Origin of the sequence: Amycolatopsis keratiniphila subsp. keratiniphila, assembly GCF_001620365.2 — a bacterium.
GTDB classification, from domain to species: Bacteria; Actinomycetota; Actinomycetes; order Mycobacteriales; family Pseudonocardiaceae; genus Amycolatopsis; species Amycolatopsis keratiniphila.
Map to the genome: position 1 here is coordinate 157,364 of NZ_LQMT02000023.1, position 25,306 is coordinate 182,669.

General features: G+C 69.3%; 25 protein-coding genes. 6 read left to right on the forward strand and 19 right to left on the reverse strand.

The window, feature by feature from the left end; all coding sequences use genetic code 11:
- Positions 1–9 precede the first annotated feature (9 nt).
- From nuoK to AVR91_RS25175, 16 genes are all read right to left on the reverse strand, one after another.
- Positions 10–309 (reverse strand): NADH-quinone oxidoreductase subunit NuoK, encoded by a 300-nt coding sequence (nuoK, locus tag AVR91_RS25100; RefSeq protein ID WP_005151882.1) that lies wholly within the window; start codon positions 307–309, stop codon positions 10–12.
- Positions 306–1,151, reverse strand: coding sequence for an NADH-quinone oxidoreductase subunit J (locus AVR91_RS25105; RefSeq protein WP_063276994.1), 846 nt, complete (start codon positions 1,149–1,151; stop codon positions 306–308). Before AVR91_RS25105 ends, nuoK begins: the two co-directional genes overlap by 4 nt.
- On the reverse strand, positions 1,148–1,687 hold the full coding sequence (gene nuoI / locus AVR91_RS25110; protein WP_016330967.1) for an NADH-quinone oxidoreductase subunit NuoI: 540 nt from the start codon (positions 1,685–1,687) through the stop codon (positions 1,148–1,150). The genes AVR91_RS25105 and nuoI overlap by 4 nt, the downstream gene beginning before the upstream one ends.
- Positions 1,674–3,011 (reverse strand): NADH-quinone oxidoreductase subunit NuoH, encoded by a 1,338-nt coding sequence (gene nuoH / locus AVR91_RS25115; RefSeq protein ID WP_063276993.1) that lies wholly within the window; start codon positions 3,009–3,011, stop codon positions 1,674–1,676. Before nuoH ends, nuoI begins: the two co-directional genes overlap by 14 nt.
- Positions 3,008–5,488, reverse strand: coding sequence for an NADH-quinone oxidoreductase subunit G (locus AVR91_RS25120; RefSeq protein ID WP_063276992.1), 2,481 nt, complete (start codon positions 5,486–5,488; stop codon positions 3,008–3,010). Before AVR91_RS25120 ends, nuoH begins: the two co-directional genes overlap by 4 nt.
- Complete coding sequence (gene nuoF / locus AVR91_RS25125; RefSeq protein ID WP_063276991.1) at positions 5,485–6,765, reverse strand: NADH-quinone oxidoreductase subunit NuoF; 1,281 nt, start codon at positions 6,763–6,765, stop codon at positions 5,485–5,487. Before nuoF ends, AVR91_RS25120 begins: the two co-directional genes overlap by 4 nt.
- Positions 6,765–7,637, reverse strand: coding sequence for an NADH-quinone oxidoreductase subunit NuoE (gene nuoE / locus AVR91_RS25130; protein WP_016330963.1), 873 nt, complete (start codon positions 7,635–7,637; stop codon positions 6,765–6,767). Before nuoE ends, nuoF begins: the two co-directional genes overlap by 1 nt.
- Positions 7,634–9,004, reverse strand: coding sequence for an NADH-quinone oxidoreductase subunit D (locus tag AVR91_RS25135; protein WP_063276990.1), 1,371 nt, complete (start codon positions 9,002–9,004; stop codon positions 7,634–7,636). Before AVR91_RS25135 ends, nuoE begins: the two co-directional genes overlap by 4 nt.
- Entirely contained in the window at positions 9,001–9,765 is a 765-nt protein-coding gene (locus AVR91_RS25140) for an NADH-quinone oxidoreductase subunit C (protein ID WP_063277009.1), read from the reverse strand. The genes AVR91_RS25135 and AVR91_RS25140 overlap by 4 nt, the downstream gene beginning before the upstream one ends.
- Before the next feature lie 5 nt (positions 9,766–9,770).
- Complete coding sequence (locus tag AVR91_RS25145) at positions 9,771–10,319, reverse strand: NuoB/complex I 20 kDa subunit family protein (RefSeq protein ID WP_005151847.1); 549 nt, start codon at positions 10,317–10,319, stop codon at positions 9,771–9,773.
- Between the two features lie 6 nt (positions 10,320–10,325).
- Positions 10,326–10,733: an NADH-quinone oxidoreductase subunit A gene (locus AVR91_RS25150; protein WP_037335926.1), complete on the reverse strand. Its 408-nt coding sequence runs from the start codon at positions 10,731–10,733 to the stop codon at positions 10,326–10,328.
- A gap of 743 nt (positions 10,734–11,476) precedes the next feature.
- On the reverse strand, positions 11,477–12,763 hold the full coding sequence (locus AVR91_RS25155) for a geranylgeranyl reductase family protein (RefSeq protein WP_063272805.1): 1,287 nt from the start codon (positions 12,761–12,763) through the stop codon (positions 11,477–11,479).
- A gap of 2 nt (positions 12,764–12,765) precedes the next feature.
- Positions 12,766–13,464, reverse strand: a complete 699-nt coding sequence (locus AVR91_RS25160; protein WP_063272804.1) for a class I SAM-dependent methyltransferase — start codon at positions 13,462–13,464, stop codon at positions 12,766–12,768.
- A gap of 69 nt (positions 13,465–13,533) precedes the next feature.
- Positions 13,534–14,304, reverse strand: a complete 771-nt coding sequence (locus AVR91_RS25165) for an AfsR/SARP family transcriptional regulator (RefSeq protein WP_063272803.1) — start codon at positions 14,302–14,304, stop codon at positions 13,534–13,536.
- A 69-nt stretch (positions 14,305–14,373) separates the two neighbouring features.
- Positions 14,374–15,477 (reverse strand): glycosyltransferase family 4 protein, encoded by a 1,104-nt coding sequence (locus tag AVR91_RS25170; RefSeq protein ID WP_016330956.1) that lies wholly within the window; start codon positions 15,475–15,477, stop codon positions 14,374–14,376.
- Between the two features lie 3 nt (positions 15,478–15,480).
- Positions 15,481–16,599 carry a glycosyltransferase family 4 protein gene (locus AVR91_RS25175; RefSeq protein ID WP_172843538.1) on the reverse strand — a complete coding sequence of 373 codons (1,119 nt, stop codon included), beginning with the start codon at positions 16,597–16,599 and terminating at the stop codon, positions 15,481–15,483.
- Positions 16,600–16,709: 110 nt separating this feature from the next.
- Between AVR91_RS25175 and AVR91_RS25180 the strand changes: the two genes are divergently transcribed.
- Entirely contained in the window at positions 16,710–17,540 is an 831-nt protein-coding gene (locus AVR91_RS25180; RefSeq protein WP_063272801.1) for an inositol monophosphatase family protein, read from the forward strand.
- Positions 17,541–17,719: 179 nt separating this feature from the next.
- Here AVR91_RS25180 and AVR91_RS25185 read toward each other — a convergent pair whose 3' ends face one another.
- From AVR91_RS25185 to menD, 3 genes are all read right to left on the reverse strand, one after another.
- Positions 17,720–18,172 (reverse strand): DUF3592 domain-containing protein, encoded by a 453-nt coding sequence (locus AVR91_RS25185; protein ID WP_063272800.1) that lies wholly within the window; start codon positions 18,170–18,172, stop codon positions 17,720–17,722.
- A gap of 22 nt (positions 18,173–18,194) precedes the next feature.
- Positions 18,195–19,709: a M1 family metallopeptidase gene (locus AVR91_RS25190; RefSeq protein ID WP_063272799.1), complete on the reverse strand. Its 1,515-nt coding sequence runs from the start codon at positions 19,707–19,709 to the stop codon at positions 18,195–18,197.
- A 108-nt stretch (positions 19,710–19,817) separates the two neighbouring features.
- Entirely contained in the window at positions 19,818–21,494 is a 1,677-nt protein-coding gene (gene menD / locus AVR91_RS25195) for a 2-succinyl-5-enolpyruvyl-6-hydroxy-3-cyclohexene-1-carboxylic-acid synthase (RefSeq protein WP_063272798.1), read from the reverse strand.
- 57 nt (positions 21,495–21,551) lie between these two features.
- On the opposite strand from menD, the gene AVR91_RS25200 reads away from it, so the two are divergent.
- From AVR91_RS25200 to AVR91_RS25215, 5 genes are all read left to right on the forward strand, one after another.
- A complete protein-coding gene (locus tag AVR91_RS25200; RefSeq protein WP_007030899.1) occupies positions 21,552–22,475 on the forward strand; it encodes a 1,4-dihydroxy-2-naphthoyl-CoA synthase in 924 nt (307 codons plus the stop codon).
- Positions 22,476–22,574: 99 nt separating this feature from the next.
- Positions 22,575–22,952: a hypothetical protein gene (locus AVR91_RS25205; RefSeq protein WP_063272797.1), complete on the forward strand. Its 378-nt coding sequence runs from the start codon at positions 22,575–22,577 to the stop codon at positions 22,950–22,952.
- A gap of 32 nt (positions 22,953–22,984) precedes the next feature.
- Complete coding sequence (gene menE, locus AVR91_RS25210; protein ID WP_063272796.1) at positions 22,985–24,109, forward strand: o-succinylbenzoate--CoA ligase; 1,125 nt, start codon at positions 22,985–22,987, stop codon at positions 24,107–24,109.
- A gap of 62 nt (positions 24,110–24,171) precedes the next feature.
- Positions 24,172–24,330 (forward strand): hypothetical protein, encoded by a 159-nt coding sequence (locus AVR91_RS43415; protein ID WP_167337758.1) that lies wholly within the window; start codon positions 24,172–24,174, stop codon positions 24,328–24,330.
- Between the two features lie 84 nt (positions 24,331–24,414).
- On the forward strand, positions 24,415–25,284 hold the full coding sequence (locus AVR91_RS25215; protein WP_063272795.1) for a 1,4-dihydroxy-2-naphthoate polyprenyltransferase: 870 nt from the start codon (positions 24,415–24,417) through the stop codon (positions 25,282–25,284).
- Positions 25,285–25,306: the final 22 nt, after the last annotated feature.

Here is a 25,306-nt window from a genome sequence, read left to right on the forward strand (position 1 = left end):
CGGTGCTCCCTAGTACTTCAGCAGGTTGGTGTCGTCGACCGAGGCCGAGCGCCGGGTGCGGAAGATCGCCATGATGATCGCAAGCCCCACCACGACCTCGGCGGCGGCGACGACCATCACGAAGAACGCCATCACCTGGCCGTCCAGCGACCCGTTGATCCGGGCGAACGTGACCAGGGACAGGTTCGCCGCGTTCAGCATCAGCTCGATGCACATGAACACGACGATCGCGTTGCGGCGCACCAGCACCCCGACCGCGCCGATGGCGAACAGCAGCGCGGACAGGAGCAGGTAGTACGTCGGGGTCATTCCTCGTCCCCTTCTTTCTTACCTACGAGCGCGTGGGCGTCGGGAACCTCTTCCGTTCCGGCGACCTGCTTGCGCTCGGTTTCCAGCTGCGCGGCCGAAGTCGACTCGATGATCTCCGAGAGCGACTCCCTGGCGATCGAGCCGTCGGGCAGCAGCGCCGGGGTGGCGACCGAGTTGGCCGTGGCGAACACACCCGGGCCGGGCAGCGGCGAAGGCCGGTCGTGCTTGCCGGTGAACCGGTCGACGACCAGCTCCTTCTGCGACTTCTTGCCGCCCTTGGCGTGCCGGTCGGTGAACGCGAGCACCATCGCGCCGAGCGCGGCGGTGATCAGCAGGGCCGAGGTGAGCTCGAACGGGAACAGGTACTTGGTGAAGATCAGCCGTCCCAGCCCGCCGGGGCCGCCGCCGTCGAGGTCCGCCGGGTCACGCGGCAGCGCCGGGGTGACGTTGGCCAGCGCGCGGGCGAGACCCGCGGCGAGCAGCCCGCCGACACCGATGCCGAGCAGGGTCGCCATGACCCGCTGTCCGCGCAGGACTTCGACGACCGAATCGGAACTCTCGCGGCCGACCAGCATCAGCACGAACAGGAACAGCATCATGATCGCGCCGGTGTAGACGATGATCTGCGTGAAGCCGAGGAACGGCGCCTGCTGGATCATGTACAGCGCGCCGAGGCACAGCATCGTGAGGACCAGCCACAGCGCCGAGTGCACGGCGTTGCGGGAGAAGATCATGCCGAGCCCGCCGAGCAGCGCGAGCGGGCCGAGCACCCAGAAGGCGATGGTCTCGCCGGTGGTGATGCCTGCCGAAACGTCCGTCTGGGCGAGGAAAGCCGTGATCACTGGACCGGCTCCTTCGACTCGGCGGGCTTCCGTGCGAGTTCCGGGCCGTTGACGTAGTAGTCCTGCTCGTTGTCGCCCAGCCGCATCGGGTGCGGCGGCTGCTCCATACCGGGCAGCAGCGGCGCGAGGAGGTCTTCCTTGGTGTAGATCAACCGCTGCCGGTCGTCGTCGGCCAGCTCGTAGAAGTTGATCATCGTCAGGGACCGGGTCGGGCAGGCCTCGACGCACAACCCGCAGCCGATGCAGCGCAGGTAGTTGATCTGGTAGTCGGCGCCGTAGCGCTCACCGGGCGAGTAACGCGCCTCTTCGGTGTTGTCGCCGCCTTCGACGAAGATCGCGTCCGCCGGGCAGGCCCACGCGCACAGCTCGCAGCCGACGCATTTCTCCAGCCCGTCCGGATGCCGGTTGAGCTGGTGCCTGCCGTGATACCGCGGAGCCGCGGGGGCGCCCGCCTCCGGGTACTCCTCGGTGGCGACCTTCTTGAACATCATGCCGAAGGTGACACCGAAACCCTTGATGGGATCAAACATCCCCATCGCCGGCCTCCCTTCCACTGGAAACCGCCGCGGGCTTGCGTTTGGCAGCCCGGGCTTCGGCCTTCGCGAGGGCCTTCTGACGCGGGGTCTTCTCCGGGACCTGCAGGTCGAGCGGCGGCACGGGGAATCCGCCGCCGGTCACCGGGACGTAGTCGTCTTCCGGGACCTTCTTGTCCGGGATCAGGAAGCTCAGGATGACGACGAAGAGGATGAGCGCGCCGCCGCCGAAGAGGATCTGCGGGGTGGACAGGCCACCCGAGTTCTTGATCGCGCGGACCGTGACGATCACGACGATCCAGACCAGGTTGACCGGCACCAGGACCTTCCAGCCCAGGCGCATGAACTGGTCGTACCGCAGCCGCGGCAGCGTGCCGCGCAGCCAGATGAAGCCGAACAGCAGGATGAACAGCTTCGCGGCGAACCAGATCAGCGGGAGCCAGCCCTGGTTCAGCGCGTGGTCCGCGCCGACGAACGGGAACTTCCAGCCACCGAGGAACAACGTGGTCGCGAACGCCGAGACGATCACCATGTTGACGTACTCGGCGAGGAAGAACATCGCGAACTTCATCGAGCTGTACTCGGTGTGGAAACCGCCGACCAGCTCGGATTCGGCCTCGGGGAGGTCGAACGGCGCGCGGTTGGTCTCACCGACCATGGAGATCAGGTAGATCACGAAACTCGGCAGCAGCAGGTAGAAGTACCAGCCGGTCTGCTGTGACTCGACGATCTGCGAGGTCGACATCGAACCCGCGTAGAGGATGACGCCGACAATGGAGAGACCCATCGCGATCTCGTACGAGATCACCTGAGCCGCGCTTCGCAGCCCACCGAGCAGCGGATACGGCGAGCCGGAGGACCAGCCCGCCAGCACCAGGCCGTACACCCCGATCGAGGAGCAGGCCAGGATCACCAGCACGCCGACCGGCAGGTCGACCAGCTGGAGCACGGTCCGCTCACCGAAGATCGAGACGACCGGCCCGAACGGGATCGCCGCCAGCGCGATCAGCGCCGGCACCGCGGAGATCACCGGCGCGAGGAAGTACACCTTGCGGTCGGCGGTGTCCGGGATGATCTGTTCCTTGAACGGCAGCTTGATCGCGTCCGCGAGGGACTGCAGGTAACCGCCGGGCCCGACCCGGTTGGGGCCGGGACGGTTCTGCATCCGGCCGACGGCCTTGCGCTCCCAGACGATCAGGAAGATCGTCAGGATCGGGCCGATCAGCAGGATGACGACCGTCTTGATCAGGATCAGCCACAACGGGTCGTCGGCCAGCAGCGCCGCCCGCTCGGCGGCGTCCGGCATCTGGCTGAGCAACGGAGTCACTTCTCACCTCCGGTGAGGGTGACGGCCGAACCGTGACCGGCCGCTAGAGCGGCGCGGACGGCCGAGCCGTCGGAGTTGCCCGGGAGCCACACGACGCCGTCCGGCAGGTCGGCGACCTCGATCGGCAACGTGATGGAACCGCGTTCGGTGGAGACCTTGACGCTGCCGCCCAGGCCTTCGGCGGTCTTCGCCGAGAGCTTGGCGACGACCTCGCGCTGGGTGCCCTTGAGGTGCGGCTCGCCGTCCTGCAGCGAACCGTTGTCGATCAGCTGGCGCCAGGTGGCGAGGAGGACCTGGCCGTTCTTGGGCTCGGCGCGTGCAATGAACGGTCCGTTACTTGCAAATTCCGCAAGGAACGCCCCGTTCCTAGCAGGCAGCTTGGCCAGATCGGCGGCCGAAGCGGCCGGGGTCTGGGTGAACAGGTCCGCGTCCATCTCGACGGCGAGGGTGTCGAGCACCCGGCAGTCCGGCAGGGCGCCGGTGCCTTCGAGGGTGACGGCGAACTCGCGGCGGCGGCCTTCCCAGTTCAGGTAGCTGCCCGCCTTCTCGACCGCCGGGGCGATCGGGAGGACGACGTCCGCGTGCTCGGTGACCCCGCTGTGCCGCAGTTCGAGGCTCACCACGAACTTCGCGTTCTCGAGCGCGCGACGGGCCAGGTCCGGATCCGGCAGGTCGTCCGGGTCGACGCCGCCGACGAGCAGGCCGTCGATGTCCTGACCCGAAGCGGCCTTGAGGATCGCGGTGGTGTCGCGGCCTTCCGTGGCGGGAAGCGTGACGCCCCACGCTTTTTCGACCTCAGCACGAGCCGAAGCGTCGGCGATCGGACGGCCACCGGGCAGGAGCGTCGGCGCCGCGCCCGCCGCCAGGGCACCGCGTTCACCCGCGCGACGCGGGATCCACGCGAGCCGGGCGCCGGTGCGCTCCACCAGCCGATGCAGGGCCGAGAAGAGACCCGGGACCTCGGCGGCGCGCTCGCCGACGAGGATCACGGCGCCTTCCGAGGCCAATGCCTGGTCGACGTCCTGCGCGTGCTGCGCGATGCCGTCGATCGCGGCGGCCTCGGCACCCGGCGCGCAGGCCAGCAGTTCGCCGAAGGTCTTGCGGACCGACGAGGTGGTCCACTGTCCCAAGTGGACGACGCGGGTGCGGTTCTTGCGGGCCGCCTTGCGCAGGCGCAGGAACACGATCGGCGCCTCGTCCTCCGGCTCGAACGCGACGCACAGCACCGTGCGCGCCCGCTCGATCTCGCCGAAGGTGACGCCGCTTTCCGGCGTCGTCCCGACCACGTGCGACGCGAGGAAGCCCAGTTCCTCGGCCGAGTGCGGCCGGGCGCGGAAGTCGATGTCGTTGGTGCCCAAGGCGATCCGCGCGAACTTCGAGTACGCGTAGGCGTCCTCGACGGTCAACCTGCCACCGGTCAGCACCGCGGCGCCCTTGCCGTCGCGTGCCTTGGCCAGCCCTTCGGCGGCCGCGCGCAGCGCGTCGGTCCAGGAAGCCTCTTCCAGCACGCCGTCGGCGTTGCGGACCAGCGGACGGCGGATGCGGTCGTCCGCGGTCGAGTAACGGAACGCGAACCGGCCCTTGTCGCAGAGCCACTCTTCGTTGACCTCGGGGTCGTCGCCCGCGAGCTTCCGCATGACCTTGCCGCGGCGGAAGTCGGTCCGCTCGGCGCAGCCGGACGAGCAGTGCTCGCACACGCTCGGCGACGACACCAGGTCGAACGGCCGCGAACGGAACCGGTACGCGGCCGACGTCAGCGCGCCGACCGGGCAGATCTGGATGACGTTGCCGGAGAAGTACGACTGGAACGGCTGGCCCGACGTCGTCCGCGAAGCCAGGTCCAGCACGTCCGCGGTCTCGGCGGTGCCGATCTGCTGGTGGGCGCCGCGTTCGAGGAGCTCGATGAACGGGTCGCCGGCGATCTCGCGGGAGAACCGGGTGCAGCGCTGGCAGAGCACGCAACGCTCGCGGTCCAGCAGCACCTGCGAGGAGATCGGCAGCGGCTTCGGGAACGTCCGCTTCGTGTCGACGAACCGGGAGTCCGCGCGGCCGTGCGCGAGCGCCTGGTTCTGCAGCGGGCATTCACCGCCCTTGTCGCAGATCGGGCAGTCCAGCGGGTGGTTGATGAGCAGCAGCTCCATCACACCCTGCTGGGCCTTGTCCGCGACGGCCGAGGTCAGCTGGGTCTTCACGACCATGCCGTCGGCGACCGTCATGGTGCACGAGGCCTGCGGCTTCGGCATCGGACGGCCGCCCATTTCGACCTCGACCAGGCACTGGCGGCAGGCGCCCGCCGGGTCGAGCAGCGGGTGGTCGCAGAAGCGCGGGATGACCGTGCCGAGCCGTTCGGCGGTGCGGATCAGCAGCTCGCCCTTGGGCGCGATGACCTCTTCACCGTCGATGACCAGCTTGACGTGGCCCTCGGGGACCGGAGTGTCCTCTGTGGACGTCCCGGGCTTGTCGGGTGCGATCGTCATGCCTGCGCCCCCACCAATTCGCGCTTGTTTGCTTGACACAAAGCCAGGAACTCGTCCCGGAAGTACTTGATACCGCTCTGGATCGGCGAGACCGCGCCGTCGCCGAGGGCGCAGAACGAGCGGCCGAGGATGTTGTCGCAGACGTCGAGCAGGGTGTCGATGTCCTCCTCGGTGCCCTTGCCCTCGACCATGCGCTCCAGGATCTGCGCCAGCCAGTACGTGCCCTCACGGCACGGCGTGCACTTGCCGCAGGACTCGTGCTCGTAGAACTGCGTCCACTTCATCACGGCCCACGGCACGGAGACGGTCTCGTTGAAGACCTGCACGGCCGTCGTGCCCAGCATCGACCCGGCTTCCGCCGCGCCTTCGAAGTCCAGCGGAACATCGAGGTGCTCGGCGGTGAACATCGGCGTGGACGAACCACCCGGCGTCCAGAACTTCAGCGGGATGCCGTCCTTCATGCCGCCCGCCATGTCCAGCAGTTCGCGCAGCGTGGTGCCGAGCGGGCATTCGTACTGGCCGGGCTTCTCGACGTGGCCGGAGATCGAGTAGATCTTCGGGCCGGGCGACTTCTCGCGGCCCATCTCGCGGAACCAGCTCGAACCGCCGTTGACGATGTACGGCGCGCTGGCGATGGTCTCGACGTTGTTCACCGTGGTCGGCGCGGCGTAGAGGCCCGCGGCGGCCGGGAACGGCGGCTTGAGCCGCGGCTGACCGCGACGGCCTTCCAGCGAGTCCAGCAGCGCCGTCTCCTCGCCGCAGATGTACGCCCCGGCGCCCGCGTGCACGGTGATGTCGAGGTCGAATCCGGAGTCGAGGATGTTCTTGCCGAGGTAGCCCGCTTCGTACGCCTCGCGCACGGCCGCGTTGAGGCGGCGGATGCAGTGCAGCGCCTCGCCGCGGACGTAGATGAAGCAGTGGTGCGAACGCATCGCGTACGAGGCGATGATGCAGCCCTCGATCAGCGAGTGCGGGTCCGCCATCATCAGCGGGATGTCCTTGCAGGTACCCGGCTCGCCCTCGTCGGCGTTGATGACGAGGTAGTGCGGCTTGTCCTCGTTCGGCGGCATGAAGGACCACTTGATGCCGGCCGGGAAGCCCGCGCCGCCACGGCCGCGGAGACCGGAGTCCTTGACCAGCTGGACGAGCTGCTCGGGCGTGCCCTTGAGCGCCTTGCGGATCGCCGTGTAGCCCTCAAGGGCTTCGTAGGACTGGATCGTCCAGGAGTTGGGCGAAAGCCAGCGCTTCGTGAGGACCGGGGTGATGGGATCGGCCATTACTTCTTCTCCACTTCGGGGAGCGGAACGTCCTTCATGGCGGGAGCCGTCCAGCCGCGATCCTGCGCGACCTGCGCGCCCCGCAGGGTTTCGACGGCCTGCGAAGGACCGTCGACGTCCGTGCGGTACTGCTGCGCGTCCTCCGGGAAGAACCCGGCGAGCTGCAGTTCGGCACCCTTGAAGTTCGTCAGCGGCGCGCCGCGCGTCGGGGCCGGCTTCTTGCCCGCCTGCAACGCGTCGACCAGCGCGACGGCCTTGTCCTCGGTCTGGTTGTCGAAGTACTCGTAGTTGACCTGGATGACCGGGGCGAGGTCACAGGCCGCGAGACATTCGGCGTGCTCCAGCGTGATCGAGCCGGGCTCGTTCGGCGTGCCCGCGGTCTCGTTGTGCCCCAACGGCTTCTCTTCGGAGCCGAGGTGCGTCTGGAGCTTCTTGTAGATCGCGTCGCCGCCCATGGCCGCGCAGAGCGTGTTCGTGCAGACGCTCACCAGGTGCTCGCCGCACGGGCGGCGCTTGTACATGGTGTAGAACGTCGCGACCGCGCTGACCTCGGCGTCGGACAGGTCCAGGTTCTGCGCGCAGAAGGCGATGCCCTCCTGGCTCACGTAACCCTGCACCGACTGCACCAGGTGCAGCATCGGCAGCAGCGCCGACCGCGACTGCGGGTACCGCGCGATCAGGTTCTGGGCCTTGGCGTAGGTGTCGGCGTCGAAGATGTCTTCGAGCTTCGCGTTCTCCAGGATCCCCTCCGCCTCGGCGGGATCCGGCGCGATCGCGATCACGTCGACGTCGCCACCGGCGGCGATATGGGTCTGCTCGGCCAGGCTGGTGCCGGGCTCGGGCGTGGGTGTCGTTTCGGGCTGGGTGCTCAACGGTCCACTCCCCCCATGACGGGGTCGATCGAGGCGATGGCGGCGATCACGTCCGCCACCAGGCCGCCTTCGGCCATCGCGGGCATCGACTGCAGGTTCACGAAGCTCGGTTCGCGCACGTGGACCCGCAGCGGCCTGGTGCCGCCGTCGGAGACCAGGTGCACGCCGAGTTCACCGCGCGGCGACTCCACGGAGGTGTAGGTCTGGCCCGGCGGGACCTTGAAGCCCTCGGTGACCAGCTTGAAGTGATGGATCAGCGATTCCATCGACTGGCCCATGATCTTGCGGACGTGCTCGAGCGAGTTGCCCATGCCGTCGCTGCCGATCGAGAGCTGCGCCGGCCAGGCGACCTTCTTGTCCTCGACCATGACCGGGCCCGGCTCGAGCTTCTTGAGGCACTGCTTGATGATCCGCAGGCTCTGGTGCATCTCCTCGACGCGCAGCAGGTAGCGCGCCCAGCAGTCCGCCTCGGTGGAGGTCGGGATGTCGAACTCGAACTCCTCGTAGCGGGAGTACGGCTCGGTCTTGCGCATGTCCCACGGGAGACCGGCGCTGCGCAGCACCGGGCCGGTGACGCCGAGCGCGAGGCACGCGTCGACCGGCAGGTACCCGACGCCCTTGAGCCGGTTGCGCCAGATCGGCTGACCGGTGAAGAGCTTGTCGTACAAGGGAAGCCGCTCGTCCATCGTCTTGACGAACGCGCTGACCACCTCGTGGTAGTCGGCGGGCATGTCCTGCGCGAGCCCGCCGGGACGGATGAACGCGTGGTTCATCCGGAGACCGGTGAGGTGCTCCAGCAGGTGCAGGACCTCTTCGCGCTCACGGAAACCGAGCGTCATCGCCGTGGTGGCACCGAGTTCCATCCCGCCGGTGGCGATGTACACCAGGTGCGAGCCGATGCGGTTGATCTCCAGCAGCATCACGCGCAGCAGTTCGGCGCGGCGCGGCGCCTGGATGCCGAGCAGCTTCTCGACACCGAGGCAGTACGCCATCTCCGTCGAGAGCGGGGCGAGGTAGTCCATGCGCGTCACGAAGGTGACGCCCTGGGTCCACGTGCGGTACTCGCAGTTCTTCTCGATCCCGGTGTGCAGGTAGCCGATGACCGAGCGGAGCTGGGTGACGGTCTCGCCCTCCATCTCCAGCACGAGCCGGAGCACGCCGTGCGTCGACGGGTGCTGCGGGCCCATGTTGATGACCATGCGCTCGTCGTGGCGGGAGTCCTCGATGAGGTCTTCCCAGTCACCGCCGGAAACGGTGTAGACGCGGCCTTCGGTGGTCTCGCGGGAGTCGGCGTACTCGACGCTGTCGCTGCCCTCGGGCGAAGTGTCGGTGCCCGTGGTGACGTCTGAGAGGTGTTCGGTGCTCACGAGTACGACCTCCGCTGGTCCGGCGGCGGGATCTCCGCGCCCTTGTATTCGACCGGGATCCCGCCGAGCGGGTAGTCCTTGCGCTGGGGGTGGCCGTCCCAGTCGTCCGGCATGAGGATGCGGGTCAGCGCCGGGTGGCCGTCGTAGACGATGCCGAACATGTCCCAGGCCTCCCGCTCCTGCCAGTCGGCCGTCGGGTAGACCCCGACCAGCGACGGGACGTGCGGGTCTTCGATGTCGAGGGTGACCTCGAGCCGGATGCGGCGGCGGTAGGTCATCGACGTGAAGTGGTAGACCGAGTGCAGCCGCTGTGGCACGTCGACGCCGTAGTCGACGCCGGACACCGAGCTGAGCAGTTCGAAGCGGAGACCGGCGTCGTCGCGCAGGACCTTGGCGATCTCGACGAGGTGCTCGCGGGAGACGTAGAAGGTGATCTCGCCGCGGTCGACCGTCGTCTGCTGGATCGCGCTCGCCGGGATCTTGTTGTCCGCCAAGGCCGCGTAGAACTCGTCGGCGAACTCGTCGAACCAGCCGCCGTACGGGCGCTCCGCCGGGGGCGGGCTGTACGCGGGGAGGCGGACGCCGCCGTAACCGGAGGTGTCACCGGTGCCGCGGACACCGAACATGCCCTGGCGCTCTTTACCGGTGACGACCGGCTCGGCCGGGCGGGTGCCCTGTGGCTCGAGGCCACCTTCGGGCCGGTCGGCGCTGGACTGCTCGCCGCCGGTTTCCGGGGTTTCGGGGGAGTTTTCTTCGGGCACGTCGCTCACTTCTTCGCGTACTTGATCGAGGAGGCGATCAGCTCGGTGCGCTCACCGCTGGCGGCGCGGATCGCGGCCCGGCGGGCGTTGATCGGCTCGTCCTGGATCTTGGCGTGCAGCTTCAAAATCGCGTCGAGCAGCATCTCGGGGCGCGGCGGGCAGCCGGGGAGGTACATGTCGACCGGGACGATGTGGTCGACGCCCTGCACCACGGCGTAGTTGTTGAACATGCCGCCGGACGAGGCGCAGACACCCATCGCCAGCACCCACTTGGGCTCGGCCATCTGGTCGTAGATCTGGCGGAGCACCGGCGCCATCTTCTGCGTGACGCGGCCGGCGACGATCATCAGATCCGCCTGGCGCGGCGTCGCGCTGAAGCGCTCCATGCCGAAGCGGGCGATGTCGTAGCGGGAACCGCCGACGGTCATCATCTCGATCGCGCAGCAGGCGAGACCGAAGGTGGCGGGCCACATGGAGTTCTTGCGGGCCCAGTTCACCAGGCCTTCGAGACTGGCCAGGAGGATGCCGTTGGGGAGTTTTTCTTCGAGGCCCATGCTTCTCTAGTTCCAATCCAGGCCGCCGCGACGCCACACGTAGGCGTACGCGAAACCGACCGTCGCGATGAACAGCACGATCTCCACCAGGCCGAACATGCCCAGCGCGTCCGCGGAGACCGCGAACGGGTAGAGGAAGACCATCTCGATGTCGAACAGGATGAACAGCATCGCGGTGATGTAGTACGCGACCGGCATCCGGCCGCCGCCGACGACCGGCTGCGGCGACGGTTCGATACCGCATTCGTAGGCCGCGAGCTTCGCCTTGTTGGCCCTGCTCGGGCCGACGAGCGGGCCGAGCAGCACCGAAAGCACCGCGAACGCGAGCGCGAGGACGAACAAGAGGACCAGGGGGAGGTACATGTCCAGGTTGGGCACCTTCGAGGTGTCCGCCTGGGCCAGCACGGGCAACATCAGCACGGGGTTTTCGCCATCCTTTCCGCGCCGCTGCGGTTTTCGAGTCGGGGTTCACCGCTTCCCTCGGTCGGCACCCTAAGTCACCTGGGTCACACCGCCGAGGGTTAGGCAACCCTTACGGGCCGTGCATGACGGCCTCCTTGCTTGTGAAATAGTTCACAAGCCTCCCGTCGAGGATGTGAAGCGATTCACAAAGCATGGGGCGAGTGTAGGACGTGACTCACATTCTTGTCCCTAGGCCCCGTGCTATAAGGCTGCCCTAACTTGACCGCACGGCCAGTACGGTTACTTCCGGCGTGCGGTACCGGTGACCTGCGACGTCGTTCTCAAGATCGGCTTCGGGGGTCCGTTTGACCGCGTTTGTCCTGTGACCGATACCACTGCGCGGAGTACCCGTGACTGGTCCAGACGTGTGGTCCGGCGCAGGTGGGAGGCGGCGCGGGGTGGGTGGGCGGAGCGCGCGGTGGGGTTGGTCGTGAGTGTTTTGGGTCGTTAGAACGACCCAAAACACTCACGACCCCCTGGAGCGACGCGCCCGCCGCCGTACCCTCGGACGGGACGTTGTGAAAGCCACTTTCGCAACGCTGAAGGTTGTGAAAGTGGCTTTCACAACTCTCTGAGCAGGGCCGGGTTGCCCATGAGCGGTCCAGACGTCGCGCGCCCGACTTCCCGCATTTCGTCCTCTGACTGCGGTGGTTCGAAGGGCGAACTACCGCAATCAGAGGACGAAATGCGTGGCGTCAGCGCGGAGAGGGAGTCGCCCGCGCCAGAGCAGCGATGAGACGGTCGACGCCGTCCCCGCCCTTGGCGTCGTAGCAACCCGAAAGTCCCTTGTAGACCAACGGAAGGATCGAGTTGATCCGCAGGCCGTACTTCGTCGCGGCGTGCATGATCTTCGGCTTCCCGATCAGCTTCGCGAACACGTTGCCGAGCCGGTAGTAGCCGCCCATCAGCTCCGCGACGGCGCGCGGGTAGCCCTCCAGCGCACGCTCACGCGAAGGCCCTTCGCGACGCGCCAGCGCCTGCACGACGAACTCCGACGCCAGCTGCGCGGACTCCATCGCGGCCGAGATGCCCTCGCCGTTGAACGGGCTGACCATGCCACCGGCGTCGCCGAGCAGCAGCAGGCCGTCGCGGTAGTGCGGGGTGCGGTTGAAGCCCATCGGGAGACCGGCGCCGCCGACCTTGCCGATGGCGTTCTCCTCGCGGTAGCCCCATTCCTCGGGGGTCCCGTCGAGCCACTGGCGCAGCAGCGCGCGGTAGTCGGTGCTGCGGAAAGCGGCCGACGTCGACAGCATGCCGAGGCCGACGTTCACCGTGCCGTCGCCCAGCGGGAACGCCCAGCCGTAGCCGGGCAGCAGCTTCGGGTCGCGCGGGTCCGAGCGGTCCCACAGCTCCAGGTGCCCCTCGATGAACGGGTCGTCGTGACGCGGGCTCTTGTAGTACTGCCGCACCGCGACGCCCATCGGGCGCTTCTCGTTCTTCTGGATGCCGACGCTCAGCGCGAGCCGCGCGGAGACGCCGTCGCAGGCCAGCACCAGCGGAGCGCGGTAGCTCACCGGCGTCTTCTCCGGGCCGACCTTCGCCTCGACGCCGATCACGCGGCCGGTCGGGCTGGTCACCGCACCGGTGACGGTGGTGCGCTCGTAGAGCCGCGCGCCCGCCTTCACCGCGGTCTTCGCGAGCAGGTCGTCGAAGTCCTGGCGAGTCCGCGAAACCCCGTACGGCGGGTAGCTCGTCAGGTCCGGCCAGTCCAGTTCCAGCGTGAGCTCGCCGGTGAGGATCCGCAGGCCGCGGCTGTGCACCCAGCCCGCGTCCTCGCTGGTGTCGATCCCCAGGTCGATGAGCTGCTTGACGCCGCGCGGGGTCAGGCCGTCGCCGCACACCTTCTCGCGCGGGAACTCGGTCTTCTCCAGCAGCAGCACGTCGACGCCCGCGCGGGCGAGGTACGTGGCGGCGGTGGAGCCGGCCGGTCCGGCACCGACGACGATGACTTCGGCGTCGTGGTCTGCGTTGCGACGGGTCATGTCTAAGAATCTACAGAGGGCTTTTTGGCGCGGTGGATGGCGACGACGCCGAACGTGAGGTTCAGCCACTCCACCTCGGTCCACCCGGCGCTCGCGATGATCTCGCCCAGCGTCCGCTGATCCGGCCAAGCCAGCATGGATTCGGCCAGGTAGGAGTAGGCCTCGGGGTTCGACGAGGTCCTGGCGCCGACCCAGGTGAGCAGCTTCGCGATGAACTTCCGGTGCAGGAAGCGGATCGGCGGGAATGTGGGCGTCGACACCTCGCAGATCACCAGCCGGCCGCCCGGTTTGACCACCCGCGCGATCTCGGTGAGCGCGGCCTTGGTGTCGACGAAGTTCCGCAGCGCGAGCGAGATGGTCACCGCGTCGAAGCTGCCGTCGGCGAACGGCAGCTTCATCGCGTCGGCGGCCACCATCGGGACGCCGCGATGCTTGCCGGCCTTGAGCATGCCGACCGAGAAGTCCGCCGCGAGGCACCACGCGCCGTTGCGCGCGTACTCGACGGTGGACACGCCGGTGCCCGCCGCGAGGTCCAGCACCTTCTCGCCGCGTTTGGCGTCCAGCACCCGGCCGGTGATGGTGCGCCAGCGGCGGTCGAAGCCGAAGGTCATGAACGAATTCGCGCGGTCGTAGCCGTCCGCGACGTCGTCGAACATGGCGGCGACTTCGTGCGGATCCTTGTCAAGACTCGCTCGGGACATACCTCGAACCCTAACCCCGGAGTTCTGAGACAGGTCACCCAAGCGGGAGCAAAGCGACAGCCCGTAGGTTCACCTGGCCCGGTGAAGCAACGCCGGGGCACGGTGCGCACCGGCCCCCGCGACCTCGCCGGCGAGGATCCTCCGCTCCAGCAACCGCAGTTCCGGCCCCGGTTCGAGGCCGAGCTGATCGACCGAGATCCGGCGCGCACGCCGGTACGCCGCGAGCGCGTCGGACGTGCGGCCGGCTCGCCACAGAGCGTCCATCAGGAGGTACTGGGCACGCTGCCGCAAGGGGTGCCGCCGCACCAGATCGGCCAGCTCGACGGCCGCGCTCGCGTGCCGGCCGAGGTCGAGTTCCGCCTGGTAGAGCTCTTCGAGCAGGACCAGGCGGTGCTCCGAGAGCCGCATCGTCTCGTCCGAGAGCAAGGGGACGTCGAGGCCTTCGTAGGGCGCGCCGTGCCAGTGCGTGAGGGCCTGCCGGATCAGCGAGGCGCGCTGCGCCGGGTCCGCGGCCTTCAACGCCTGGCCCGCCAGCGTCTCGAAGGTCTCGACGTCGAGTTCGCCGGGGTGGACCTCCAGCCGGTAGCCGCCGTTGTCGAAGACGAGCCGGTCGCCCTCGGGCAAGGCCTGCCGCAGCTTGTGGACGTGCCAGTGCAGCTTCGGCACCGCCCGCGGCTCCCACTTGCTGTCCCACAGCGCCTCGGTGAGCACGTTCACCGGGACGAAGGTGTTCGCCCGGACCAGCAGCACGCCGAGGAGCGTTCTCCGCATCCGGCCGTGCAGCGGGACCGACCCCGAACCGGAAGAGATGCTGAACGTTCCCAGTACTTCGAACCTCACGTGCCGTCCTCTCGCTCGATGGCGTGAGGGGACGATGAATGCCGGTTGTACAAAGAAGATACAAAGTGATCAAGTGTGCGCGGAGAGCATTCCCCGCACCGCCCGCGGCCAGGCGAATTCCTCCGCGCGGGCCCGCGCCGCCGCCCGCCGGGCGTCCTCCGGGCTCTCCAGCAGTCCGGTGACCGCACCCGCGAAGGCGGGCGCGCGATCGTCGACGGCCTCACCACAGCCGGGCCGCACGATCTCCCGCAGCGCCGACGACGCCGAGACCACCACCGGCGTGCCCGAAGCGAGCGCCTCCAGCGCGGCCAGGCCGAACGTCTCGTGTGGACCGGGCGCGAGGGAGACGTCGGCGCTGGCCAGCAGCCGCGCGACGTCGCCGCGTCCGGAGAGGAAGCCGAGGAAGGTCACCGGAAGCCCGCGTGCCCGCCGTTCCAGCGCCCGGCGGCGGGGCCCGTCACCCGCGATGACGAGCCGTACGCGGTGCCCCGCCTCGGTGAGCTCGGCGACGGTGTCCACACTGCGCTCGACGTGCTTCTCCGGCGACAGACGTCCACAGTGGACGATCAGCGCGTCGGCGTTCCCGGTCAGCGTGTGCCGCCAGCCGTCGTCGCGCCGGGCCGGGGCGAAGGTCGTGAGGTCGACGCCGAGCGGCACGCGCCGCACGTTGGGCGCGGCGATCCGGTCGAACTCCGCGCGGGCGAACGCCGTCGTGCAGACCACCGTGTCGTAGTGCCGCGCCATCCGCCGGTTCGCGACGTCCGCGACGCGCCGCGCGACGGGTTCGGGCATCAGGAACTGCTCCAGCAACCGGTCGAGACGCTCGTGCGAGATCACCATGCTGGGCACGCCGTTGCGCCGCGCCCAGACACCCATACCGCGCAGGGTGAGCCTGTCGGACACTTCGAGCCTGTCCGGCTCCAGGCGTTTCAGCACCGCGCGCACGCGATGCGGATCGACCGCGCGATAGCCGCCCGTACCGGGAATCTGTGGCGCGGGAAGGGAAAACCGGCGTACGCCCGAGGGCAGCGTCTCGTCCGCGTAGCGCTGCCCGGGCACCACGAGGGTCACCTGATGACCGCTGGCCACGTACCCGGCGCCGAGATGGTGCAGCGCCGTCCGCAGCCCGCCCGAGCGTGGTCCGTAGAAGTTGGCCAGCTGGACGATATGCATCAGTCAGGCCGCGCGAGCGATCTTGCCCTGGACGGCCTCGTAGTGGCCGACCAGTTCGTGGCACACCGCCGGCCAGGTCCGGCCGAGCACGACCTTGCGCGCCTTCTCCCCCAGCCTGGCCCGGAGCGCTTCGTCGCGCAGGTCGTTCACCTTGTCCACCAGCGCCGTCGCGAACCCGGCCCGGTCGGCGGGGAGCAGATAGCCGGTGCGGCCGGGCAGGACCAGATCCTTCGGCCCGCCCGCGTCCGGGGCCAGCACCGGGAGGCCGGACGCCATCGCCTCTTGGATGGCCTGGCAGAAGGTCTCGTGCGGTCCTGTGTGGACGAAGACGTCGAGGCTCGCGTACGCGGCGGAGAGTTCCTCGCCGTAGCGGGCGCCGAGGAACGCCGCACCCGGGATGCGTTCGCGCAGCATCGGCAGCTCCGGCCCGTCACCGACGACGACCACGCGGATCCCCTCGACCCCGGCCAGCGCGGTCAGCCGCTCGACCTCCTTCTCGGGTGCGAGCCTGCCGACGAAACCGACCAGCAGTTCGCCGTCCGGCGCCAGTTCGGCACGCAACGCGGGATCGGCGTGGACCGGCGAGAACCGCTCGATGTCGACGCCGCGCGCCCAGCGGTGCACCCGCGGGATCCCGTGCAGTTTCAGCTGTTCCACCGAATCCGTCGACGGCGCGAGCGTTCGGTCGGCCCGCGAGTGCAGGCGGCGCACCCAGCGCCAGGCGGCACGGGCGGCGATGCCGAAGCCGTACGCGGCGGCGAATCCGGCGATGTCGGTCTGGTACACCGCGACACACGGCACCCGCAGCCGCCTGGCCGCGGCGAGCCCTCGGGCGCCGACCACGAACGGCGACGCCAGATGCACCACGTCGGGCCCGAAATCGGCCAGCGCGGTGAGCACCGTCCTGGTCGGCACGCCGACCGGGAGGGAGTTCACGCCGGGGAAGTCGAGGGCGGGAATGCGCACGACCGGGGCGCCGAGGTACTCGACGGGACCCGGCCCGGGGGCGATGATCAGCACGTCGTGCGCGCGGTCGCGGAGGTGTTCCACGACGCGGAGCACGGAGTTGGTCACGCCGTTCACCTGGGGCAGGAAACTTTCGGTGACTATCGCGACTCGCACGCGGTCACTGTCGCATCCGGTTGTGACGGCCACGCCAACAAAAACGGAACAGACGACATGTCATCTCAAGGTCGTGTTCCGTAAACCAGGCTCGGCCACACTAGGCAGGCATGACCCTCCTGTCGTCTAGGCCGCCTCAGCCCGTCGAGCCCGGGCTGGTGTCGAGGGCCCTCGAAGTGGCCGGGCGGCTGGCCAACGACGCGACCGACGTGATCACCGCGACCGCTGGCCGGGGCGCCCAGCCCGATCCGAAGGACTCACCCTTCGACTGGGTCACCGACACCGACCGGATCCTCGAGCGCCACACCCGCCGGGTGCTGACCGCGGAATTCCCCGGCATCCCCGTCGTCGGCGGCGAATTCGGCGCCGACCACGGTGCCGACGTCGCCGAATACCGCTGGGTGGTCGACCCCGTCGACGGCACCGCGAACTACGTCGCCGGGGTGCCGTGGTGCGCGTACAGCCTCGCCCTGATCGACGCTTCGGGACCGGTGGTGGGCGTGGTCGCGGACCCGTACCGCGCCCAGATCTACGCCGCCGCGCGCGGCCGCGGGGCCCGGGCGAACGGCAAACCGATCACGCTGACCGACCGCCGCGGCACCGCCGGGGCGATCGTCTGCACCGAGCTCACGCGCAAGGGCGTCTGGCCGGGGATGGGCCAGTTCATCGAACGGGCCGCCGCCGCGCACGCCGGGGTCCGGGTGCTCGGCTCGGCGGCCCTGGCGATCGCGCAGGTCGCGCTGGGGCACGCGGCCGCGGCGGTGCTGCACAGCTACCGCGAATGGGACGTCGCCGGCTCGGTCGCGCTGGCCATCGAGGCCGGGGCCGTGGTGCTGGACCGGCACGGCGAGGACACCGCCCTGCCCGTCGACGCCCTCCTGGTCGCTGCCCCCGGGGTGGCGGACGAGGTGCTGGGCTGGTGGCGGGAGTCGGTCGGCTGAGTTCCGCCCCCAATCACGCGAGTTCGCCTTCCAATCACGCGTGTCGTCCGTCTGATCACGTGTGATCGCCGGTTCCGCACGGCAAGCTCGCGCGACTGAGCACGGGACTCGCGTGATTGGGGACGGGACTCGCGTGACTAGAGGCGTAACTCGCGTGATTGAAGGCGTAACTCGCGTGATCAGGCGGCGGACTCGGTGAGCAAGCGCCGGTAAGCCAGCCGTTGCCGCCGGATCCACCACAGCAGCGGACCGGCGATCAGCCAGGTGAAGAAGATCATGCTGCCCAGCGGCAGCAGCGTGTTCGCCGCCGAGCGCCCGGCCACCCGCGCGAGTTCCGGGTCGCCGACGTCGTACTCGATGTTCACCAGCTGCCCGGCGGCCAGCCCCGACGGGTAGAGCACGCCGTTGGCGGGGCTGTGGATGATGCCGTCGGGGGTCGCGTAGTTGATGATCGTGCGGTCGAAGGCCACCGACTCGACCTGGGCCGTGGCCTGCCCGAGCTCCGCTTCGATCGCGCTGTCGTTGCGGATGGCGGCGAACAGCAGCGAGACGCCGAGCACGGTGACGAGTGAGGCGACAACGAGGGCGGCATACCACCCGATGCGCCTCACCCGCTCCGTTTTGGCCGTCACGCCGCGAGCGTATCGCTACCCGTCAGTGGGCGTGTCGCGCGGCGAGGAATTCGTGCGTCGCCTTGATCTGCGGGTAGGACTTCGGTGCGACCGGGGCCACAGCGGCCCGGAAAGCATGCGCACCGTTCGGGCCCACCGCGGGCTTCCCCTTGGTGTACAGCCACGTCTGGAACAGGTCGTACAGCGGTTTGCCCGAGATCTTCTCCGCCAACGCGATGAACTCCGGGATCACTGCCGACTTGGCCTTCTTCACCTGCTGCCAGGTCTGCAGGATCCGGAAGAACGTGTCGTCGCCCACGGTCTTGCGCAACGCGTGCACCGCGAGCGCGCCGCGGTCGTACACGGCGGCGTCGAACTGGTTCTCCGCACCCGGGTCGGCGGGCAGGACCTGCCAGAACGGGTCCTCGGCAGGCACCGAGTCGTAGATGTACTGCGCGAGTTCGTCCGCCGTGCCCTCGCCGGTCTCCTCCGACCACAGGAACTCGCCGTAGGAGGCGAAGCCCTCGTTCAGCCAGATGTCGCTCCACTTGCCGAGCGTGACGCTGTCTCCGAACCACTGGTGCGCCTGCTCGTGCGCGACGATCGAGGTGTTCGAGCCGGACCGGAACGCCCTGGCGCCGTAGACCGGTCGCGTCTGGTTCTCCAGCGCGAAGGTGATGCCGGTGGTGACGACGCCGCCCTGCGCCTCGAACGGGTACGGCCCGAACTTCGAGGCGAGGAATTCGGTGATCTCCGGCGTCCGCTCGATACTGGCCTTGGCCGCGCCGAGCGACTCGCCGAGGTCGGCGCCGTACGCGGTGATGAACGGCTGACCGTCCGGAGTGGTCTGCTGGTTCACCTCGAATTTGCCGACCTCCAGCGACGTGAGATACGTCGCCTGCGGTTTGGTGCTGCGCCAGTTCCAGCGCGTCCAGCCGGGCCGCTGCACCGTCTTGCGCACGAGCGTGCCGTTCGACAGCGCCGCGACGTCGTTCGGGACCTCGACCGAGATGTCGTAGGTGGCCAGATCGGTCGGGTGGTCGTTGGACGGGAACCACCAGGCCGCGCTCTGCGGCTCGTCGACGGCGAGCGCGCCGTCCGGGGTTTTCTTCCACGCGGTGAACCCGTCGATCTTCACCTTCGAGGGCGTGTCCGCGTAGGCGACGACGACGGTGGCCGTCTGGCCCTTCTTCAGCGGAGCCGACGGCGTGACGGTCAGCTCGCCGGTGCCGTCGGTCGACGTCGCGAACTTCGCGGGCCGGTTGTTCACCCGGACGCTCGACACCTTCAGACCGAAGTCCAGGTTGAAGGCCGAGAGGTCCTGCGTCGCGGTGAGCAGGATCGTCGTGGCCCCGGACAGCAGGTCGGTCGCGGGCTGATAGGTCAGCCGCAGGTCGTAGTGCCCGACGTCGTAGCCGCCGTTACCGGCGTGCGGGTAGTACGGGTCGCCGATGCCGATCGAGCCGGGCGCGGGTGCGGCCGCCGCGGAACCGGCGAGCAGCACCGAGACGACGCCCGCGGTCAATCCGGCGAAGCCGGCGCGAGTCTTCAAGCGCATTGCGAATCCTCCCAGGATTTGTCAGCGCGCTCGAACGTAGCCAGCCGATCATGCTCCAGACACGTCCAAAGGAGGGGTTCCTAACCCCTGGACTGAGATCGAAAACCGCTAGACAGCCCGCACAGCCGAGGAAACCGCCGTACGGAGTCGCGCGTGCAGCTCGCGGTGACGCGTTCGGTCCACGCGGACCTCCACCACCCGCAGCCCCGGCGCGGGCTTGAGCGCCTCGCGGAACTCGGTGAGTGTCTCGGCGACGACATGCGGCACGCGGTAACCGGCGCACAGCGCGCCCAGATCGGCTCCGTGCGGCGTGCCGAAGACGCGCTCGAAGCCGGCGTTGTGCTCCGGCGCCCCCTGCTCCAGCAGGGAGAAGATGCCGCCGCCGTCGTCGTTGAGCACCACGATCGTCAGGTCGGGACGCTGTTCGGCGGGCCCGGTCAGCAGGCCGCTCGCGTCGTGCAGGAACGTCAGATCGCCGAGCAGGGCGTACGAATGTCCCCTGTGGACGGTCGCGGCACCGATCGCGGTCGAGACCATGCCGTCGATCCCGGCGACACCGCGGTTGCGGTGCACGAGGACGTCGGGCCGCAGCCGCCCGGCGAGCGCGACGTCACGCGTCGGATTGGACGAGCCGACGACCAGCAGCGACCCTTCCGGGACCGCGTCGACGAGTTCGGTCGCCAGGCGCAGCCCGCTCGGCCAAGGCTCCGCGGCCAGCGCTTCGGTCACCGCCGCCGACGCCGCCTTGTCCGCGCGCTGCCAGCTCGCCAGCCATTCCGGGTCGGCCGGTTTGGACGGCTCGTCGAACCACTGGCCGACCTGGCGGACGTTGTGCGCGGGCGCGGGCCAGTCCGAATCGGGCCGGACCAGCAGCACCTCGACGTCCGGATCGGACAGCACCCGCTGGACCTGCCGGAACACCGTCGGGCGGCCGATGCAGAGAACCTGTTCGGGCTTGTGCCGCGAGATGAACTCCTCGACACCGAGCAGCCAGGCGCCGGACGAGATCGCCGTCGCGCCTGCCATCCCGATGCCGCCGGTCTCGGAGACGACCGGCCAGCCGTGCAGTTCGGCCCATTCGCTGGCCGCCTGCACGCCGGTGTCGCAGGCGATGACCAGGCCGGACCGGGCCGAGGGCACCACGAACGAGGGAAGCGCGCCGAAGTCGGGAAGCTCGGTCCAGCGAGCGCCGTCGGGACGCCCTTCGAGTGACTCGTACCACTCGCCGTCATCGTCGATGTCCGGCACCAGCGGCTCCCGGAACGGGATGTTCAGGTGCACCGGCCCGCAGCGCCATTCGCCGTACGCGGCGTTCCAGGCGCGGCAGATCTGGCCGCGCCAGTACGAGTTCTGCCCGGCACGGCGTTCGGCGACGGCGAGCTCGTCGAAGTAGCGGACGGCGTTGCCGTAGAGCTGGTGCTGGTCGATGACCTGGCTCGCGCCGGCGGCCCGCATCTCGGGCGGCCGGTCGGCGGTCAGCACGATCAGCGGGACCCCCGCGCGATCGGCCTCCAGCACGGCGGGGTGGAAGTTCGCGGCCGCGGTGCCCGAGGTGCACAGCACGGCGACGGGGCGGCCGGTGCGCGCGGCGATGCCGAGGGCGAGGAAGGCTGCGCCGCGTTCGTCGATGCGGACGTGCAACTGGAGGCGTCCGGCCGCCGCCGCGTCGTACAGCGCGATCGACAGCGGGGCGTTGCGTGAGCCCGGGCAGAGGACGACGTGCGAGACGGTGTTGCGGACGAGTTCGTCGACGATGACCCTGGCCTGCGCGGTGGAAGGATTCACCGGCAGACCTCGGGTTTCACACTACGACTCACGGCCACACGTCCTATTCTCCCAAACGTGGATGACGCCCAGGTTTCCGAGCTGTTCGACCCGGCCTTGTGGACCGAGGTCGAAGGTTTCGACTTCACCGACATCACCTATCACCGCTCCTCTGAGAGCCGCTCAGGCAAACGTGTCGTACGTGTCGCGTTCGACCGTCCCGAAGTCCGCAACGCCTTCCGCCCGCACACCGTCGACGAGCTGTACCGCGCGCTCGACCACGCGCGGATGAGCTCGGACGTCGGCTGCGTCCTGCTCACCGGCAACGGCCCGTCGCCGAAGGACGGCGGCTGGGCGTTCTGCTCCGGTGGTGACCAGCGTATTCGCGGACGCTCCGGGTATCAGTACGCGGACGGGGAGACCTCCGACACGATCGATCCGGCCAGGGCCGGGCGGCTGCACATTCTCGAGGTCCAGCGGCTGATCAGGTTCATGCCGAAGGTGGTCATCGCCGTGGTCCCGGGGTGGGCGGCGGGCGGCGGGCATTCGCTGCACGTGGTGTGCGACCTCACGCTGGCTTCGGCCGAGCACGCGCGGTTCAAGCAGACCGACGCCGACGTCGGCTCCTTCGACGGCGGCTACGGCTCGGCGTACCTGGCCAAGCAGGTCGGGCAGAAGTTCGCGCGGGAGATCTTCTTCCTCGGGCGCGAGTACACGGCCGAGCAGATGCAGGCGATGGGCGCGGTCAACTCCGCCGTCCCGCACGCGAAGCTCGAGGCCGAGGCACTGGACTGGGCGTGGGCGATCAACGGCAAGTCGCCGACGGCGCAGCGGATGCTCAAGTACGCGTTCAACCTCACCGACGACGGCCTGGTCGGCCAGCAGCTCTTCGCCGGCGAGACCACGCGGCTCGCGTACATGCAGGACGAGGCCGTCGAGGGCCGCGACTCCTTCCTGGAGAAGCGCTCCCCCGACTGGTCGGCGTTCCCGTACTACTACTGACCCCTTTTCGACCAGGCGAAAAGGCCTGGAGCAGGGCATTCGGCGGCGCTTACGTTCCCCCTCGAAAGAGAAACCCGACTCATTCGAGGGGGAACGACCATGAAGAAATCTCTACGGAGAGCGGCACTGACGCTGCCCGGCATCGTCGCGGCGGGGCTGCTCAGTGTCGGCGGCGTCGCCAGTGCGGCGCCCGCGGACCCGGTACAGACCCTGAGCTGCAACCACGGCCACACGAACAAGGACAGCGGCGAAGGGCGCGCGAAGCAGCGGATGCGCTACCGCACCGGCCCGCACACCAGCTGCTCCGCGTACGGCTGGGTCGACGGCGGCACGCTGATCTATTACCACTGCTGGACGGTGGGTGAATCCATCGAAGGCAAGCGGACCTGGACCTGGGGCCGGATCGCGGGCACGCAGAAACAGGGCTGGTTCTCCGACTACTACCTGAGCGACGGCGGCGCCACGAAGCAGTGCTGAGGCGGGCGTCCCTTCGGCGTTAGCCTGGCGGGATGCGTGCGGTAGGGGTGGACGGGAGTCCGGAGTCGATCGTCGAGCTGACCGCGGCACTGGCCGAGGCGCTCGACGGCGGCTCGCCCGTCCTCCCCTACTCGTCGGAGGCGCTGCGGAACGCGATGGAACCGGCCCGCCCAGCCGAGCCCGGGACGGCGGTGATCATCGCCACCTCGGGGTCCACCGGCGAGCCGAAGGGGGTGTTGCTGTCGGCGTCGGCGCTGACAGCCTCGGCTCACGCGACCCACGAACGGCTCGGCGGGCCGGGGCACTGGTTGCTCGCGACCCCCGCCCAGTACGTCGGCGGGCTGCAGGTGCTGGTCCGCTCGCTCCTGGCCGGGACGACGCCCGCCGTCCTGCACGGCTCCGGTTTCCGGCCGGACGCCTTCGCCGAAGCGGCCGCGCCGCTGCTGGGCCTGGACGGCCCGCGCTACACCGCGCTCGTGCCGACTCAGCTCGGGCGGTTGCTCGACGCGGGCGGCCCGGGGCTCGCGGCGGCCCGCGCGTTCGACGCGATCATCGTCGGCGCCGCGGCGACCACCGCCGACCTCCGCGAGCGCGCGGCCGAAGCCGGCGTGAAGATCGTGCCCGCGTACGGCATGAGCGAGACCGCGAGCGGCTGCGTCTACGACGGCGTACCGCTGGACGGAGTACACGTCGACCTCGAAGACGAGCGGGTCTGTATCACGGGTGGCGTCCTCGCGCACGGCTACCGGCTGCGACCCGGGCTGACCGCGGAGGCCTTCGAGGGCGGCCGGTTCCGCACGTCGGACCGTGGCCGGTGGACGGCCGACGGGCGGTTGGAGATCCTCGGGCGGATCGACGACATGATCAACACCGGCGGGGTGAAGGTGGCCGCCGCGGCCGTCGAGCGGATCTTGACCGCGCAACCCGGAATCCGGGACGCGTGCGTGGTCGGAGTACCCGACCCCGAGTGGGGTGAGGCCGTCGTCGCGCTCGTCGTCGGCGCTGGTTGCGACGTCGAATCGCTGCGTGCCGCGTGCCGTGAGGAGGCCGGTGCGGCGGCCGCTCCGAAGCGGGTCGAGTTCGCCGAAGAACTCCCCCTGAGGGGCCCCGGGAAGGTCGACAGGACGGCCGTCAGGAATCTCCTACGAAGGTCGTGAATTCCCCACCGATTACCGGGACGTTGTTGACACGATCATTACCCGCGGGTTTACGTCTACATATGACGCGCTGGACACGCACAGTATTGGCCTGCACCGCCGTCACGATGGGACTGGTCGCTTTGGCCGGGCCCGCGCTGGCGGACGAACCGGAGACCGCCGTTCCGAACAGCGGCACGCTCACCTGGACCCTGGAAGACGCGATCGACGACCTGAAGTAGGGCCGCTCGTCACCTGCCCGCGATGGCCGGGCAGGTGACGAGCCCCGCATACCGGCCGGTAGTGGCCAGGGCCAGAATGGCGGCATGGCGACTGCTGGTGAATGGATCGAAGGGGCGCGCCCGCGGACGCTGCCCAACGCGGTGGCGCCGGTGGTCGCCGGAGTCGGCGCGGCGGTCGCGCTCGACGGCTTCTCCTGGCCGCGCTCGATTCTCGCGTTGCTCGTCTCGCTTTCGCTGATCGTCGGCGTCAACTACGCCAACGACTACTCCGACGGCATCCGCGGCACCGACGAGAACCGCGTCGGCCCGCTGCGGCTGGTCGGCTCCGGGGTCGCGAAGCCGAAGGCCGTCCTGACGGCCGCTCTCGTCGCACTCGGACTCGCCGGAGTCCTCGGGCTGGTGCTCGTCGCTATCAGCGGACTTTGGTGGCTGCTGGCGATGGGCGTGGTCTGCATCCTGGGTGCCTGGTTCTACACCGGCGGCAAAAAGCCTTACGGCTACTACGGTTTCGGCGAGATCGCGGTCTTCGTCTTCTTCGGGCTGGCCGGCGTGCTGGGCACCGTGTACGTCCAAGCCGGACAGCTGAGCTGGGCCGCGCTCGGCTGCGCGGTCGCCGTCGGCTCGTTCTCGACCGGTGTGCTGACCGCCAACAACCTCCGCGACATCCCGACCGACATCGAGTCCGGCAAGCGCACCCTCGCCACCCGGCTCGGTGATGGCGGCACCCGACGGCTTTACCTGACGCTGGTCGCCGTCCCGTACGTCGTGAGCGTGCTGCTCGCCTTCGTGACGCCGTGGGCGTTGCTGGGCCTGGTGACCGCTCCGTTGCTGCTGAAGTCGGTCAAGGCCGTCGGTGGCGGCGCGCAGGGGCGGGCGCTGATCCCGGCGCTGCGGGACACCGGGTTCGCGATGCTGGGGTGGGCGGTGCTGAGCGCGGTCGCGCTGGCGCTCTGAGTTTGCTCCGGGACTGTCCGGA

Bases quoted from the DNA above. Each gene is read 5' to 3' on its own strand.
- AVR91_RS25155 (WP_063272805.1), bottom strand. From the start codon at position 12,763: ATGACCCGTCGCAACGCAGACCACGACGCCGAAGTCATCGTCGTCGGT.
- nuoF (WP_063276991.1), bottom strand. From the start codon at position 6,765: ATGGCCGATCCCATCACCCCGGTCCTCACGAAGCGCTGGCTTTCGCCC.
- menE (WP_063272796.1), top strand. From the start codon at position 22,985: ATGCGTGCGGTAGGGGTGGACGGGAGTCCGGAGTCGATCGTCGAGCTG.
- AVR91_RS25150 (WP_037335926.1), bottom strand. From the start codon at position 10,733: ATGTTGCCCGTGCTGGCCCAGGCGGACACCTCGAAGGTGCCCAACCTG.
- nuoK (WP_005151882.1), bottom strand. From the start codon at position 309: ATGACCCCGACGTACTACCTGCTCCTGTCCGCGCTGCTGTTCGCCATC.
- AVR91_RS25205 (WP_063272797.1), top strand. From the start codon at position 22,575: ATGAAGAAATCTCTACGGAGAGCGGCACTGACGCTGCCCGGCATCGTC.
- nuoI (WP_016330967.1), bottom strand. From the start codon at position 1,687: ATGGGGATGTTTGATCCCATCAAGGGTTTCGGTGTCACCTTCGGCATG.
- AVR91_RS25160 (WP_063272804.1), bottom strand. From the start codon at position 13,464: ATGTCCCGAGCGAGTCTTGACAAGGATCCGCACGAAGTCGCCGCCATG.
- AVR91_RS25180 (WP_063272801.1), top strand. From the start codon at position 16,710: ATGACCCTCCTGTCGTCTAGGCCGCCTCAGCCCGTCGAGCCCGGGCTG.
- AVR91_RS25120 (WP_063276992.1), bottom strand. From the start codon at position 5,488: ATGACGATCGCACCCGACAAGCCCGGGACGTCCACAGAGGACACTCCG.
- AVR91_RS25215 (WP_063272795.1), top strand. From the start codon at position 24,415: ATGGCGACTGCTGGTGAATGGATCGAAGGGGCGCGCCCGCGGACGCTG.
- AVR91_RS25170 (WP_016330956.1), bottom strand. From the start codon at position 15,477: ATGCATATCGTCCAGCTGGCCAACTTCTACGGACCACGCTCGGGCGGG.
- AVR91_RS43415 (WP_167337758.1), top strand. From the start codon at position 24,172: ATGACGCGCTGGACACGCACAGTATTGGCCTGCACCGCCGTCACGATG.
- AVR91_RS25190 (WP_063272799.1), bottom strand. From the start codon at position 19,709: ATGCGCTTGAAGACTCGCGCCGGCTTCGCCGGATTGACCGCGGGCGTC.
- AVR91_RS25145 (WP_005151847.1), bottom strand. From the start codon at position 10,319: ATGGGCCTCGAAGAAAAACTCCCCAACGGCATCCTCCTGGCCAGTCTC.